The organism is Microbacterium sp. B35-30 (assembly GCF_010634855.1).
Taxonomy (GTDB): domain Bacteria; phylum Actinomycetota; class Actinomycetes; order Actinomycetales; family Microbacteriaceae; genus Microbacterium.
The window spans coordinates 497,556-511,696 of the sequence record NZ_MWLQ01000011.1 but is presented as its reverse complement, the minus strand read 5'-3'; the positions used below and the strand labels follow the sequence as shown (position 1 = coordinate 511,696).

14 protein-coding genes are annotated in these 14,141 nt (G+C 69.2%); 9 read left to right on the top strand and 5 right to left on the bottom strand.

From position 1 onward, the window contains the following. Nucleotides 1–16: 16 nt before the first annotated feature. On the bottom strand, nt 17–1,294 hold the full coding sequence (locus B2K11_RS06750) for an alkaline phosphatase D family protein (protein WP_345770758.1): 1,278 nt from the start codon (nt 1,292–1,294) through the stop codon (nt 17–19). Nucleotides 1,295–2,110: 816 nt separating this feature from the next. On the opposite strand from B2K11_RS06750, the gene B2K11_RS06745 reads away from it, so the two are divergent. Beyond that, a complete protein-coding gene (locus B2K11_RS06745) occupies nt 2,111–2,893 on the top strand; it encodes a hypothetical protein (protein ID WP_163617453.1) in 783 nt (260 codons plus the stop codon). A gap of 130 nt (nt 2,894–3,023) precedes the next feature. On the opposite strand, the gene B2K11_RS06740 is transcribed toward B2K11_RS06745, so the two are convergent. Beyond that, complete coding sequence (locus tag B2K11_RS06740) at nt 3,024–3,245, bottom strand: hypothetical protein (protein ID WP_163617452.1); 222 nt, start codon at nt 3,243–3,245, stop codon at nt 3,024–3,026. 133 nt (nt 3,246–3,378) lie between these two features. Here B2K11_RS06740 and B2K11_RS06735 point away from each other — a divergent pair, with 133 nt between their 5' ends. The 3 genes from B2K11_RS06735 (at nt 3,379) to B2K11_RS06725 (ending at nt 6,427) form a co-directional block, all read left to right on the top strand. Further along, the gene (locus B2K11_RS06735) at nt 3,379–5,046 is read left to right on the top strand and encodes an ABC-F family ATP-binding cassette domain-containing protein (protein ID WP_163617451.1); all 1,668 of its coding nucleotides are present in this window, start codon (nt 3,379–3,381) and stop codon (nt 5,044–5,046) included. Nucleotides 5,047–5,183: 137 nt separating this feature from the next. Then, nucleotides 5,184–5,918, top strand: coding sequence for a hemerythrin domain-containing protein (locus B2K11_RS06730; RefSeq protein ID WP_163617450.1), 735 nt, complete (start codon nt 5,184–5,186; stop codon nt 5,916–5,918). 5 nt (nt 5,919–5,923) lie between these two features. Further along, on the top strand, nt 5,924–6,427 hold the full coding sequence (locus B2K11_RS06725; protein WP_239525805.1) for an SRPBCC family protein: 504 nt from the start codon (nt 5,924–5,926) through the stop codon (nt 6,425–6,427). On the opposite strand, the gene B2K11_RS06720 is transcribed toward B2K11_RS06725, so the two are convergent. The 3 genes from B2K11_RS06720 to B2K11_RS06710 form a co-directional block, all read right to left on the bottom strand. Then, the gene (locus tag B2K11_RS06720) at nt 6,391–7,590 is read right to left on the bottom strand and encodes a saccharopine dehydrogenase NADP-binding domain-containing protein (protein ID WP_163617448.1); all 1,200 of its coding nucleotides are present in this window, start codon (nt 7,588–7,590) and stop codon (nt 6,391–6,393) included. The two genes, B2K11_RS06725 and B2K11_RS06720, sit on opposite strands and share 37 nt — an antisense overlap. Nucleotides 7,591–7,695: 105 nt before the next feature. Beyond that, nucleotides 7,696–8,217: a DUF1697 domain-containing protein gene (locus tag B2K11_RS06715; protein ID WP_163632537.1), complete on the bottom strand. Its 522-nt coding sequence runs from the start codon at nt 8,215–8,217 to the stop codon at nt 7,696–7,698. A gap of 92 nt (nt 8,218–8,309) precedes the next feature. Next, nucleotides 8,310–9,245 carry an alpha/beta hydrolase gene (locus B2K11_RS06710; protein ID WP_163617446.1) on the bottom strand — a complete coding sequence of 312 codons (936 nt, stop codon included), beginning with the start codon at nt 9,243–9,245 and terminating at the stop codon, nt 8,310–8,312. Between the two features lie 238 nt (nt 9,246–9,483). Between B2K11_RS06710 and B2K11_RS06705 the strand changes: the two genes are divergently transcribed. The 5 genes from B2K11_RS06705 to B2K11_RS06685 all read left to right on the top strand — a co-directional run bounded on the left by B2K11_RS06705 (nt 9,484) and on the right by B2K11_RS06685 (nt 14,141). Continuing rightward, nucleotides 9,484–10,272 carry an NmrA family NAD(P)-binding protein gene (locus tag B2K11_RS06705; RefSeq protein ID WP_163617445.1) on the top strand — a complete coding sequence of 263 codons (789 nt, stop codon included), beginning with the start codon at nt 9,484–9,486 and terminating at the stop codon, nt 10,270–10,272. A gap of 26 nt (nt 10,273–10,298) precedes the next feature. Next, entirely contained in the window at nt 10,299–11,204 is a 906-nt protein-coding gene (locus B2K11_RS06700; RefSeq protein WP_163617444.1) for an RNA polymerase sigma-70 factor, read from the top strand. After that, nucleotides 11,201–11,620: a hypothetical protein gene (locus B2K11_RS06695; RefSeq protein ID WP_163617443.1), complete on the top strand. Its 420-nt coding sequence runs from the start codon at nt 11,201–11,203 to the stop codon at nt 11,618–11,620. Before B2K11_RS06700 ends, B2K11_RS06695 begins: the two co-directional genes overlap by 4 nt. Before the next feature lie 108 nt (nt 11,621–11,728). After that, nucleotides 11,729–12,487 carry an NmrA family NAD(P)-binding protein gene (locus B2K11_RS06690; RefSeq protein ID WP_163617442.1) on the top strand — a complete coding sequence of 253 codons (759 nt, stop codon included), beginning with the start codon at nt 11,729–11,731 and terminating at the stop codon, nt 12,485–12,487. Nucleotides 12,488–12,629: 142 nt separating this feature from the next. Next, a complete protein-coding gene (locus B2K11_RS06685) occupies nt 12,630–14,141 on the top strand; it encodes an aldehyde dehydrogenase family protein (RefSeq protein WP_163617441.1) in 1,512 nt (503 codons plus the stop codon).

The window sequence follows — 14,141 nt, the reverse complement described above, 5'->3', positions numbered from 1 at the left end:
GTGCGCCGTCATTCACTCAGGACGACAGTTCGGAGTCTCGCTTCGTCGGCACCGTGATGGATGCCACCTCTTCGAGACGCGGATGCAATTCGTCACCGTCCTCGACCACACCCTTGTGCCAGGTCATGGTGAGTCCATCGGGTGCGTCCTGCAGCAGCGCGAGGTTGTTGTCGAACCACGGACCCTTCACTGTCTTCCAGCGGAAGGGCGGGTCGGGAACCTTCGCAGAACGCGCGGCTGCGGCACCCAGCGGCGTCGCTGCGCCGTAAGACATCACCACGGAGAACCAACGCAGGAAGCGGGGCAAGGGGTTCCGCACAGGTGAGCACACTGCCTGCACGATGCGGCTGCCCGTCTGGCGTTCGACCTCGGCCAGGTACGAGAAGTGCACATCACCGGACAGGAACATCACCGTCTGCGGCGACGGACCGCGGGCACCGTCTGCCAGCTCCGTCGCAATCCCGGCAACAGCCTGAAAGCTGTTCTGGAACGCCGCCCAGTGTTCCAGGTCGAAGGCCTGCCGCAGTCGTTCCCCGACCCACGCGGCCAGTCGGCCCCAAGCCCCCTGTGCGATCGCCTCATCCCATGCCTCGACATGGTGCAGACCCAACGGCAAGAGGAACGGGAGCGAGGTGGCGATCAGGACGTCGCGGAATCCACCCTGCATATGGTCGTCGAACCACGCGAGCTCATGACCGTTCAGCAGCCCCCGAGCCGACGGAGTGAGATCTCTCGCGACTCGTGAATCCAGGACGATCAGACGCGTTCCATCGAAGTCTCGGCAGTAGCTCCAGCGGTAGCTGTTCGGGTCCTTGTCGCAGCGGTCGGCGAACTCGTCCAACGCAGCACTGAGGTCGGGCGAACCGGCGTCGTCGCGCCCACTGACCTGCTGCCACATCTTGTCAGCGGCACGTTCGCGGGGGGACAGGTTGCCGAGGTGCTGGTACACCCAGTACGACGCCAAGCCGGCGACGATGCGTTCGTGCCACCAGGTGGTGGCCTCCATCTTCCTCTTCCAATCGAGCGAGGCGTTCCAGTCGTCGCGGATGTCGTGGTCATCGAAGATCATCGCGCTCGGCACACAGGAGAGCAGCCACCGATTCGCGTCATCCGACCATGCCAATCGGTAGAGGTGGGCGTACTCTTCGAAGTCTTTGAGCTCTTTGCCCGGTTCCTCATGAATGTCGCGGCGGCCGCGGATGAATTCCTGCATCTCCTTCGTGGTCGAGTCGGCGTACACCTGATCGCCGAGGAAGAGCAGCAGATCCGGTCGGACCTCGCGGCCGTCGGCCACCGCGAGTGCGAAGGCGCGCAAGGAGTCGACGCCGTGGGTCCGATTGCCTGACCGGTCGTGGGGGACGCTGGTACGGCATGATCCGTAGGCGATCCGCGACCGTTGCCCAGGCGCGCGCGTGGCGATCACCGATGGTGGATATTCGGAGTGTGGTTCCGGCCACACCGACACCCCGTCGATCTCGACCTCGTACGGCGAAACGCTGCCGGGCTCGAGCCGGTCGACTTCGACGAGGGCGAAATGGTGGCCGTGCACGGCGAAGCTGCGGGCCTGCCACGATCGCCCTTCGGCGTGGACGCTCACCAGACAGTCGGCTTGCGTCTCCACCCAGATGCTGGCCGACGTCTCATCGACGTAGCGCAGCATCGGCCCCAACACCAGCGGGGATTCCATGAGCCCGTTCTACCGCGAATGGCGCCACAGCGGCCAGAGGTGTCCGCAGTCCCGACTTTGTGTTATCGGAACGACAAGCTTGACGCCTCAGCCTCCTCGCGCCCAGCGGTCGAGCCGCTTCAGGTAGCGCCGGTGCTCGCCACGAACGTCACCACCAACCAGGTGGGTGCGTCCAGCACCACCGACGCGACTCCAGCGATAGCGGTCACGCCCACGAGGACAGCCGCCCCGACGGTCCACTGCACCCCCAACCATTGCTCAATCGGGAATCGCACAGCTAGACCTTTACACGAGATCGTGCGTCGAGGCGAACTCGGTCCGGGATCCGGGCCGGCGTGCGATCGGGGACGTCTGTCGAACACGAGCGTGCAGTGCGGAATGCGCTGAGCGAGTTCTGACCCGTCGCGCGCCTAAGCTCGCGATGTGGGGTTCATCGGTCGCATCTTCGGCGGAAGCGATAGTTCTCGAAATCGGAATGCCGCCGACGCGCTGTGGCACCCGGATCAGTACAGAGGAGAGAGCGCCGTCGCGGTCACCGCGACCCAGCTCGATCACAAGGTTGCGAGCCCTGGTGAGCGGCGGCGTATCTACGCGGCGTGGATCGACTTCTTCTCGTCACCGACACCGATCACGGTTCTCGACCTCCGCTCACGCGTGCCGCAAGAGCTCCTCGACTCGCTGAGGGGTCAGCCGCAGCTCGAAGCGCTCCACCTCAAGTGGGGGCCGTACCGGGACATCGGAGTGGTCGGGCAGCTACCGGCACTGGCGACTCTCGCATTGGGCGGAGCGACAGCTCTGGAGTCTGTGGAAGCGATCCGTGGCCGCGACGGTCTCATCGCCCTCACCGTCGAACAAGCGCACCGAGTGACCGACCCTTCTCCGATCTCGACCCTTCGAAACCTCCGCGACTTGGCTTACGGCGGCTACGTCGGATCCGACAAGCCGGTCGTCCTTGAGAACGTGCGGTGGATCGAGCCGCTGAAGGAGCTTCGGTCTCTGGACCTTCCTGGCACCCGTCTGCTCGATGCGGATGTGTCGCCGTTGCTCGAGCTGTCCAGCCTGGAGGAGCTCAATCTGCCGCTGCGGCGCACGTACCGCGCTCAAGTGTTCGAGTTCGCGGCGACCAGTCGAGCATTCGCGGGCCTCGCCGCGAAGTACACGGCCTACGACGAGTGGTCCTCGGAGATGAGGCGCGAGTCCTCGTAGGAGTCCCTGAGAGTCGGGGACCTTCAATTGGCGGCGACGCCTCGCCTCCATCGCTCGGGCGCACGCGCGGCGGCGCGATCACAGCGGCACGCGCCGAGGACCTGGCTTCGAGCCGTGACCAGCCCCGGAGTCAGAGCGAGACGTCGTTCTCGATTGCCTCGGCCAGGTCGTCGACCGCTTCGGGTGCCAGCGATACGCCCGCTGCTTCGAGCCGCTGGCCGAGCACGTGGCTCACGTCGTCCGACACCCTGCCGTGATGGATGTCGTCCTCCACATCGGCGACGACGTGCTCGATGGTCTCGACGCGATCGTCGTCGAGCGCGACGTGGAGGTTCTCGTTGTGGATGGCCATGCGCTCACCTTGGTGCGGCGACGATGTCGCGCGCACCCCCTTGACGTGACCGCCGATGTCGTGCGTTGCTCGCGGCGAATCGCCTCGAGGGCGCCCGCGCGAGCTCGGGCCCGCGCGCTGAGAGGATAGGGGAATGACGGCAACACTCGTGGCACGAGGCCTCGCCGGCGGTCACGGCCATCGCACGCTTTTCGACTCGCTCGATCTGACCGTGGCGCCGGGCGATGTCGTCGGGGTGGTCGGTGCCAACGGAGCGGGGAAGTCCACACTGTTGCGACTGCTCGCCGGCATCGACGAACCGCAGGCCGGCACCATCGCGCTCTCACCTTCCGACGCTTTCGTCGGCTGGCTGCCGCAGGAGCACGAACGCGTCGACGGTGAGACCGTCGCCGCCTACATCGCCCGTCGCACCGGCTGTGCACAGGCGACGAGGGACATGGATGCCGCGGCCGCCGCGCTGGGCGACACGTCGTCGTCCGAGTCAGGCGCGGATCCCGCCGACACCTACTCGACGGCACTGGATCGCTGGCTGGCGAGCGGCGCCGCCGACCTCGAGGAACGCATTCCGGTCGTACTTGCCGACCTGGGACTCGACCTCGGCGGGGCACCCGCCGAACAGGCGACCATGACCTCGCTGTCGGGCGGCCAGGCAGCCCGGGTCGGGCTCGCCGCGCTGCTGCTGTCACGGTTCGACATCGCACTGCTGGACGAACCCACGAACGATCTCGATCTCGATGGCCTCGAGCGGCTCGAGGCTTTCGTGCGGGGCCTGCGCGGCGGCGTCGTGCTGGTCAGCCACGACCGCGAGTTCCTCGCGCGCAGCGTGACGCGCGTCCTGGAGCTCGATCTGGCACAGCACTCCCACCGTGTGTACGGCGGCGGCTACGACGCGTACCTCGAGGAGCGGGCGACCGTCCGCCGCCATGCACGGGAGAAGTACGACGAGTTCGCCGAGAAGAAGGCCGATCTGGTCGCCCGGGCACGCAGGCAGCGGGAGTGGTCGAGCCAGGGTGTGCGCAATGCCATGAAGAAGGCGCCCGACAACGACAAGATCCGGCGCAAGGCCGCCACCGAGTCCAGCGAGAAGCAGGCGCAGAAGGTGCGCCAGATGGAGAGCCGGATCGCGCGCCTCGACGAGGTGGAGGAGCCGCGAAAGGAGTGGCAGCTCGAATTCACCATCGGCGCAGCACCGCGCTCGAGCACGGTGGTCTCGACGCTGAGCTCTGCGGTCTTCGAGCAGGGGTCCTTCACGCTCGGGCCGGTGTCTGTGCAGGTGAACGCGGGTGAGCGGATCGGCATCACGGGTCACAACGGCGCCGGCAAGTCGACGCTGCTCCGCGCGCTGCTGGGCAGGCAGGCGCCGAACGAGGGCACCGCCAGTGTCGGCGCGAATGTGGAGATCGGCGAGATCGACCAGGCTCGCTCGCTGCTGGTGGGATCACGGCCCCTCGCCGCAGCCTTCGAGGAACTCGTGCCGGCGATGGAGTCCGGCGAGGTGCGCACTCTGCTCGCCAAGTTCGGTCTGAAGGCCGATCATGTGAGTCGACCGGTGGACGAGCTCTCGCCGGGCGAGCGCACGCGCGCTGCCCTGGCACTGCTCCAGGCGCGCGGCGTGAACGTGCTGGTTCTCGATGAGCCCACCAACCACCTCGATCTTGCGGCGATCGAACAGCTCGAGCAGGCGCTCGAGTCCTATCGGGGCACGCTGCTGCTGGTGACCCATGATCGGCGCATGCTCGACACCGTGCTGCTCGACCGGCACTGGCGTGTCGACGCCGGGCGCGTCACCGAGGTTCACTGACCGGACCTTTGCCACCAGCCGGGACGCGCGCCGACAGGCGAGGGGGTGTATTCCACCGCCCCCGGGTGTATCGTGCGGCTGTCTGCGCCCCTCGTTGCTGACGACCCGGCGTCGGCGGGGAACTGGGGGGGTACGACATGGCTGCGAAATTGCCGTCGTCGGGAGCGCTGCCCGAAGGCCAGCACGCGGGCTGCGACACGTCGGGGTTGATTCTCGTGCACCGCATCCTGCGCTGGCTCTATCGAGAGCTGCCGCTGCTGATCCGCGAGGTGGATGCCGGAGATGTCGAGCGTGCGGCGATCGTAGGCCGGTATGCGCATCTCGACTTCTACGCGCTGCACATGCATCACGAGACCGAGGACATCGCGCTGTGGGACCGGCTCACCTCGCGCGACCCGGGGTGCGCGCTTCACGTCGACCAGATGCGCGCCCAGCATGCCGAGGTCGCGGCACAGCTCACCCGCATCGAGCCGCAGCTGGCGCCTTGGGTCGCCACCGCCGATCCAGGACTGCGAGATGCGCTCGCGGGTGACATCGAGACGCTGCGCGACACCTTGGCGGCGCATCTGCGGCAGGAGGAGGACGACATCATGCCGGTCGCCGGTGTCGTGATGTCGCAGCAGGAGTGGGACTGGATGGAGAAGCACACCCGCGAGACTCTGGCCGCCCATCGCAAGGAACTCGGCAAGGACGTCATGGCGCTGCAGGTCGGCCTGCTGATCGCGAGTGTGCCGGAGGACGAGCGGGAGGAGTGGATGCGCGAGAACATCCCCGCGCCGATCCGGCTTCTGTATCTCCTGCTGATGAAGCGCAAGTACGACCAGGCGATGCGGGAGCTCTACCCCGACCGCCCCGTACCCCAGATGGTGTGACGAAGATGTGGCGGCGCGTGAGCCTGGACGCACGGCTCTCTCATCCTCCGGTGCGGGTGTTTCCGTATCTCGCCGACCCGGCACGCTGGCCGGAGTTCGCACCGGCTGTCGAGTTCCGCCAGCGGATCGGCGAAGGGCTGCCCGGGATCGGGAGCCGCTGGTGGGCGGTCGACCGCATCTTCGGTCCCTTCAAAGTGCGTTTCGCCGACGTGCTCGAGGTCATCGAGCCCGAACGCCGCGTCGTCTGGCACTCCACGTCGCCGTGGAACTCGCGAGTCGAGTACGTGTGCGTGGCGGAAGACGAAGGCACGCGCGTTCTGGCCGACTACGAGGGCGATGTCGCGGGATGGCTCCGGCTGGTGGCTCTGCTGCCCACCTTCGTCCTCCGGCGAATCCTGCTTCGAGACTTCCGCGGACTGGGTCGTGTGCTCGAGGCGGAGGAGCGCGCGGCGGCCGCTGTCCCTCGCCGAGATCAGCTCAGCAGGGCGACGTCCAGCGTGAATCGGTGAGCCCGTAACCGCTCCGCCAGCTTCTCGCCCAAGGCGACCATCGGCGTCAGCACGCCCGCGCGATCGGGCAGTTCGTCGAGCGCGAGGCTCAGCGCCGACTCCGCCAGCATGATGCCGGTTCCGCCGTAGCCGGGATCGAACGGGGCCGCGACGCGAGCCCGCACCGGCTCGCCTTGGACGGGGTAGACGTCGACATCGAGTACGAAGCGCCCGTGGTCGACGGCATCCGCACCGGGGCCGGCGCCCGGTGCGGGGAGCACACGATCGAGGATCGTCCGGGTCGGCGCGAACGACATGCCGCCGACGAAGGCCGCCGTGCCGAGACCGATCGCCCCCGCCGAAACGAAGCCGGCGACGCCGCGTCCCGTCGTCACGACCTCGCGATATCGCATGAGCTGGCCATAGCTCCACCCCGTCAGGTAGCTGCTTCGCTGGACGATCTGCTGGTTGTAGGCCCCCATGATGAACGGCACCTGCCAGATGCCTCGTTCCTTGCCCCATCCGCTGCCGGCGTGACTCGGCAGGCGGACGGACGGCCCGGGCGTGAGGGCAAAGGGGTTCGCGATGAGGCGCCGGACGGAGGCATCCCTCTTCGCCTCTGTCATCTGCTGACGAAGCGAGTCGATCGTCCCACCGCTGATGCCGCCGCGCAGCGACCGCACCCGCAGTGTGGCCGCGACGATCGGCACACCGCCGGCTGCCCGATGGGCGAGCCCGACGCCGAGGTCGGAGGGGATCGAGTCGAAGCCGCACGAATGGACGATTCTGGCGCCGCTCTTCTCCGCGGCGTCGTGATTGCGCTGGATGCTGCGCGCGACGAAGATGCTCTCGCCCGACAAGTCTGCGTACGAGGTGCCCTGGCGTGCGCACGCGGCGGCGACCTCCGCGCCGTAGCGCAGGTAGGGTCCGACCGTCGTCGCGACGACGGATGTCGACGCCGGCAGCCGAGCGACGGCCGTCTCGTCCGTCGTGTCCACTTCGACGATCGGCCAGTCGACGCCCAGCTGCCGGCGCACGTCTTCCAGGCGGGAGCGCGATCGGCCGGCGAGCGCGATCCGCACGCCGTCGGGCGCCGATCGTGCCAGGTGCCGCGCGGTGAACCTGCCGACGAAGCCCGTGGCGCCGAGCAGGACGATGTCGTGGTCGCGGACGTTCTCGCTCATGTCACGCGAGCCTAGGTGCGCTCGAGCAACGCCGACACCGGGTTGTGCACGCGTGACGGACCGCCTACGACGGCGCGACGGGCTGCCGTGCCTGAGGAGTGGGCGTCAACGACCGAAGCGGGAGACCAGCCGGATCACCGTCGGCAGTCCACGAGAGGTCGCCCGCCTGCCGGTGATGCTCTCGAGCGCCGGGGTCGCGTGGCCTTCGCCCTCGACCTTGTTGCGGACGAGTGCCCACCCTGTTCCGGCGTCGACGATGGAGCAGCGATGTTCCGCGGCCCGGCTCACAACACGGGCATCGTGCGGGTCGATGATCGCGCCGCTGTACAGCGTGAGTTCGAATCGGCGCGGTTCCGGCGTGGCGCCGTGCGCGTCGACGACTGCAGCCAGCTCGGACAGCGGGATCCAGAGGATCTCCCGCTCGTGGCCCGACCGCGCCGCGATGGCGTCCGCCGCCTGTTCGACGACCGATGCGGGCTCGTCGGAGTCGAACAGGATGGTGCCGTTGCTCTGGAAGGTTCGGATCTCGGGCCGTCCGGCGTCGGCGAACCCCGCCACGATGTCGCTCGTCGAAGGATGGCCGCGCTGACCCTGGTTGACGTTCCTCATGAAGGCGACGCACCGCATGCCACGAGCCTAGAACCCGGCGGCGGACGGGATCAGGTGCAGGGAAGACGTGTCGACTCGACGGCGTAGATGCCGATCGCGATCAGCACGTCTCAGGGAGTGCCCGCCCCGTCGCCGGGCGGCTCGGCGATGTCGAGGATCGCCTCGGCGAACGCGTGCGGGGCCTCGGCGGGGAGATGGTGCCCGGCGCCGGGAACGCGTCGATGCTGCCGTGGACCGACGAAGAAGCGGTCATGCTGCGATCCGTCCGTGGCGGGGAAGTTGCCGTCGGCGGTCCCGTCGAGGGTGATCGCGGGCACGGTGATCGGCGGCAGCGCGGCGAGGCGTCGTTCGAGGTCGACGTATGCAGGTGCCCCGGGCTCGAGACCGAGACGATGGCGATACGAGTGGATGACCACGTCGACATAGTCGGGGTTGTCGAAGGCGGCGGCGGCACGGTCCAGGGTGGCGGCGTCGTATGCCCACGCGGGGGAGTTGCGGCGCCAGATCACGTCGGCGATGCCGCGCGCGTCGCGCGAGAGGCCGGCGCGGCCGCGCTCGGTCGCGAAGTACCAGAAGTACCAGAATCCGGCTTCGAGGTTCGGAGCGAGTGGGATGCCGGCTGCCGCGATGTCTTGGATCAGGTAGCCGTTGACTGACACGAGCCCTCCGACGCGCTCGGGCCAGAGCGCGGCCACGACGCAGGCGGCACGGGCGCCCCAGTCGTAGCCGGCGAGGATCGGCTGCTCGAGGGCGAGGGCGTCGATGAACGCGAGCAGGTCGGCACCGAGCGCGGCTTGCTGACCGGAGCGGATGCTGCGGGCGTCGCGGAACGACGTGGATCCGTGCCCGCGGAGGGAGGGGACGAGAACGCGGAAGCCGGCATCCGTCAGCAGCGGCAGCACGTCGACGTAGCTGTGGACGTCGTACGGGAATCCGTGGAGGAGCACGACCGGCTCGGCGGCGGGATCGCCCGCGTCGATGTAGGCGACGGACAGTTCGCCGGCGTCGATGGTGCGCAGCGGGGTGGGAAAGGAGGAAATGGGCATCGAGTGCTCCCTGGAACGGGGCGGCGCCCCGGAGATCGGACCGTGGATCCTGCGGTGTTGTGAACTACGACCGGGCGGGCGGCGGTGTTGTGACAGATGTCGGCGAGTCCTCGGCCGGGCCTTCCGCCGCCGGTCTTTTCTCCACCTCTTCGGGATTCGTGTCACAGATCGCTTCGTCATCCGGTCTCAGTTGGTGACGCGCGCGTTCCCGCGCGCGGCGAAGCGGAAAGGGGTCGTCATGCGAATCGCGGTCATCGGGGGAACGGGACTCATCGGCTCGAGGGTCGTGACCGCACTCGCGGCCACAGGGCATGAGGTCGTCGTCGTGGCGCGCGCGGTCGGCGTCGACTCGTTCACCGGGGAAGGACTCGAACGCGCCCTGGAGGCAGTCGAGACCATCGTCGACGTGTCGAACTCGTCGTACACCGACGAGGCAGGCGCCCGCGAGTTCTTCTCCGGCTCGACGCTCAACCTGCTCACGTACGGCGCCGCCGCGGGGGTGCGCCACCACGTCGTGCTGTCGGTCGTCGGCACCGACCGGCTGGCGCGCTCCGAGGGCGGGTACTTCCAGGCCAAAGCGGAGCAGGAGCGCTTGCTGACGACATCCGGTCGACCCTTCTCGATCGTTCATGCCACGCAGTTCTTCGAATTCATCCGCAGCATCACGGATGCCGCCACCCGCAGCGGCATCGCACACGTGGCCGACGCCCTCATCCAGCCGATGGCTGCCGACGACGTGGCCGCCGCTGTCGCGCGCGCCGCTCTTGCGCGCCCCACCGGTGCGACCACGGAGCATGGCGGGCCCGAGGTGTTCGAACTGGGCTTCCTCGCGCAGCGCGAGCTGCGGTTCCGTCGCGACGAGCGCGAGGTCGTCGCCGATCCGCTCGCCACCTACTTCGGGGCGCGGCTCGACCGCTGGGAACTGCTGCCCGCGGCCGACGCCATCATCGCGCCGACCCGCTTCCACGACTGGCAGGTGATGCCGCGCGACGCGGCGCCGATGCCCTCCGCCGCGGGCGTACGCTGAGCGCGGCGAGGGGAGAGGCAGGCGGAATGGGCGACACCACACGGCTCGGGAACGAGCAGGACGACATCACGCTGGCACTCGCCGTCTTCGACGAGCACCGGCGCCGGATCTTCGGCATCGCGTATCGCATGCTCGGCACGGTGGCCGACGCCGAGGACATCGTGCAGGAGACCTGGATCCGCTGGCAGAACGCCGATCGCGCCGACGTCCGCGAACCCGCCGCATTCCTCGCGACGGTCGCCACACGGCTCTCGATCAACGCGACGCAGTCCGCGCACGCGCGCCGCGAGACCTACATCGGCCCATGGCTGCCGGAGCCGGTCAACACCGACGACGACCCGGCTCTGGGCGCCGAGCGCGGCGAAGCGCTGCAGTTCGCCATCCTGCTCGTGCTCGAGAAGCTGACGCCGACCGAGCGCGCCGCGTACATCCTCCGCGAGGCGCTCGACTACCCGTATGAGCGCATCGCCGACGTCATCGGGGCCACCGTGGCGAGCGCGCGCCAGCTCGTCAGCCGCGCGCGCAAGCATCTGGAGTCGGCGCGCAGGGCCGAAGTGGCAGACGCCGCGCAGCGGCGCCTGCTCGAGGCATTCCTCGTCGCCGCGCAGAAGGGCGACGTGAGCGCCCTCGAGCAACTGTTCGCCGAGGACGTCGTGAGCACCACCGACGGCAACGGCGTCAAGCTCGCCGCGCGCATCCCGGTCGCCGGACGCAGTCGCGTCGCCAAGTTCATCGCCGCCTTCTCGAGTCACTTCTGGATCGGGAAGACGATCGACTGGGTCGAGCTCAACGGACAGCCCGCCGCGACGATCTCCGAAGGCGGGGTCGTCACGACCGTCGCGATGATCACGGCGACGGACGACGGCATCCGTCAGATTCACTGGATCATGAGCCCTGACAAGCTCGGCCATGTCGCTCCGGTGGGGGCGTGACCCGGCGGCACCGCGCGTCGTGGCTGCATTTCTCTCCGCGGGGCTCGCAGTCGAGCGCCGTGCAGCATGACCGCGTGGCGAAGGCGCTCGTCGCGGCTGCGGCATCCGCAGATCCGCGCGCCGTGGGGCGGATGCTGCACCCCGGTGTGGAGCTCACCGTCGACGCGGGCGGCAGGGTGCCGGCGCCGCGATCTGCGCTGAATGGTGCGTCGGAGGTGGGTCGGTACCTCTCCGGCGTGCTGCTCGATCCTGCGGCGTCGCTGCGGGTCGCGTCGGTGAACGGGGTGCCGGGCATCGTGGTGTGCCGTGGCGGCGAGGTGACCGGCGTCCTCGGCATTCGTCTGCGGCACCGCCGGATCGTGCAGGCGTGGCTCGTCGTGAACCCCGAGAAGCTCACGGGATGGAGCGTGGAGTGACCGGGGATGAGCGGCACCCGTGCGCGGACGGGGTGTCACAGATCCGGCCGCTGTCCTGTCGTAGCTGGTGAGCGCACCTCCTCGCGCTCCCTGAACGAAAGGCTCATCATGGCAAAGATCGTGGTCATCGGCGGTTCCGGACTGATCGGCTCGAAGGTCGTCGCGAAGCTCACCGAGCACGGGCACGAGGCCGTCCCGGCGTCGCCGAACTCCGGCGTCGACACGATCACCGGCGAGGGCCTCGCGGACGCGTTGCAGGGAGCGGATGTCGTCGTCGACGTGTCGAACTCGCCGTCGTTCGCGCCGGACGACGTGATGGAGTTCTTCACGACGTCGACGAAGAACCTCATCGCCGCTTCGCGCGCCGCCGGCGTGGGGCACTACGTCGCCCTCACCGTGGTCGGCACGAACCGCCCGAACACGATCTCGTACTTCGCGGCGAAGTCGGCGCAGGAGGAGCTGATCCGCGAGTCGGGCATCCCGTACTCGATCGTCCACGCGACGCAGTTCTTCGAGTTCATCACCGGCATCGCGGCGGTCTCGACGAACGGCGACGCGCTGCACCTTCCGGGGAACCTCGTTCAGCCGATCGCGGCGGAGGATGTCGCCACCGCCGTCGCGCGCACCGCGGCCGGTGCTCCGCTCAACGCCGATGTCGAGATCGCCGGCCCTGAGGTCATGGGGCTCGACGAGATGGTGCGGCGCGGGCTGACCTTCCGCGGCGACCAGCGCGAGGTCGTGACCGATCCCGAGGCGCCGTACTTCGGCGCGCGGATGGACGAGCGGACGCTGATGCCGGTGGGCGGCGCGCAGCACTTCGCGACGACGCTGGAGAAGTGGCTTCCGGCGAACCCGCCGCGGGGCTGACGAGCGATGAGGGCCCGGCGGCGCTGCTCGGCGCTCCGGGCCCTCTTGTCATGTGTCGCCGGCGGCTCACCGCTCGACGATCCGGCCGGGGAGGATCGCTTTATGATGGGCCACGTCCCCAGACTCCACCCGGAAGGCCGCGATGACTGCTGGCACGCTCACCCATCTCGACGCCGGCGCCGTCATCCCCTTCGGCGGCGACCGCTTCACCACGGTCCCTGCCGACCTGGCCGCCGCCTTCCAGCCCGGCGATCACCTCCACGTCGTGCAGACCACGGGCGCCCTGCTGCACGTCCCGGCGGCGGTGCGTGACGCCGTCGAACAGCAGGTGGATGCGGCCGTCGGGGCCTTTGAACGGCTCCGCGCGGCCGAGCGCGGGCCGGTGCACGCCTTCTATGTCGCGTTCGCCGACGCGCTGGCCGACGACGGCGTCTGGGCATGCGTCGCCGAGGCGAACGCGGCCGACGTCGCACGCGCGGAGTCGCTGGGCCGGTCGACGACCCGCCTTCGCGTGTCCGACCGCATGCGACAGGACATGATCGACGGACTGCGCGGCTGGGCGACGCACGTTCACAACGCGCCGGAGAGTGACGTCGTGTCCCGCGTCGAGCACGACGACTGGGCCGTCGAGACCGTCACGGCGCCACTCGGCGTGATCGCGTTCGTCTTCGAGGGCCGCCCCAACGTCTTCGCCGACGCCGCCGGCGTGCTCGCGACCGGCAACACGGCCGTCCTGCGCATCGGGGGCGACGCGCTGGGGACCGCTCAGGCCATCGAAGAGCACGCGCTGCGCCCCGCGCTGGAGAGCTCAGGCATGCCTGAGGGCGCCGTCTGCCTGGTTCCGGTCCGCGAACGCTCGGCCGGATGGGCGCTCTTCAGCGATGCGCGGCTGGCGCTCGCCGTCGTGCGCGGTTCCGGCTCGGCGGTGACCGAGTTGAGCAGCGTCGCCCGGCAGAGCGGCATCCCCGTCAGCTCCCATGGCACCGGTGGCGCCTGGCTGGTCGCCGACCGCACCGCCGACCCGCGCCGCCTCGCCGGCGCCGTGCGCAACTCGCTCGATCGCAAGGTGTGCAACACCCTCAACGTCGCCGCCGTGGTCCGCGAGCGAGCCGACGAGTTCGTCCCGCTGGTGCTCGCCGCGGCCGACGAGGCTGCCGCGGCACGCGGCGGCGTCGCCCGCGTCCATGTCGTCAACGGAAGTGAGTCCTGGTTGCCCGGCACCGACTTCGACCGCTCGATCCAGGTGCGGCGCGCGGAGGGAGTGGTCCTCGAGCCACGGGCGACGCTGCTCGACGCCGACCAGCTCGGCACAGAGTGGGAATGGGAGGACACCCCCGAGCTGAGCATCGTCGTGGTCGAGGACGCCGACGAGGCCGTGCGCCTCTTCAACGCCTACAGCCCGCAGTTCGTCGCGGCGCTGATCTCGGGGGACCCGGCTGCCCAGGCGCGCTTCCGCGAGACCGTGAACGCGCCGTTCGCCGGCGACGGCTTCACGCGCTGGGCTGACGGTCAATACGCGCTGCGCCAGCCGGAGCTGGGCCTGTCGAACTGGCAGAACGGGCGTCTCCTCGGCCGCGCGGGCATCCTCACCGGAGCAGACCTCACGACCCGGCGGATCTTCGCCCGACACGCGAACGGCGAGCAGCACCGCTGA

Excerpts from the sequence above, each read along its gene's own strand:
- B2K11_RS06740 (WP_163617452.1), bottom strand. The coding sequence starts at position 3,245 with ATGGCCATCCACAACGAGAACCTCCACGTCGCGCTCGACGACGATCGC.
- B2K11_RS06735 (WP_163617451.1), top strand. The coding sequence starts at position 3,379 with ATGACGGCAACACTCGTGGCACGAGGCCTCGCCGGCGGTCACGGCCAT.
- B2K11_RS06730 (WP_163617450.1), top strand. The coding sequence starts at position 5,184 with ATGGCTGCGAAATTGCCGTCGTCGGGAGCGCTGCCCGAAGGCCAGCAC.
- B2K11_RS06725 (WP_239525805.1), top strand. The coding sequence starts at position 5,924 with ATGTGGCGGCGCGTGAGCCTGGACGCACGGCTCTCTCATCCTCCGGTG.
- B2K11_RS06720 (WP_163617448.1), bottom strand. The coding sequence starts at position 7,590 with ATGAGCGAGAACGTCCGCGACCACGACATCGTCCTGCTCGGCGCCACG.
- B2K11_RS06715 (WP_163632537.1), bottom strand. The coding sequence starts at position 8,217 with ATGCGGTGCGTCGCCTTCATGAGGAACGTCAACCAGGGTCAGCGCGGC.
- B2K11_RS06710 (WP_163617446.1), bottom strand. The coding sequence starts at position 9,245 with ATGCCCATTTCCTCCTTTCCCACCCCGCTGCGCACCATCGACGCCGGC.
- B2K11_RS06705 (WP_163617445.1), top strand. The coding sequence starts at position 9,484 with ATGCGAATCGCGGTCATCGGGGGAACGGGACTCATCGGCTCGAGGGTC.
- B2K11_RS06700 (WP_163617444.1), top strand. The coding sequence starts at position 10,299 with ATGGGCGACACCACACGGCTCGGGAACGAGCAGGACGACATCACGCTG.
- B2K11_RS06690 (WP_163617442.1), top strand. The coding sequence starts at position 11,729 with ATGGCAAAGATCGTGGTCATCGGCGGTTCCGGACTGATCGGCTCGAAG.
- B2K11_RS06685 (WP_163617441.1), top strand. The coding sequence starts at position 12,630 with ATGACTGCTGGCACGCTCACCCATCTCGACGCCGGCGCCGTCATCCCC.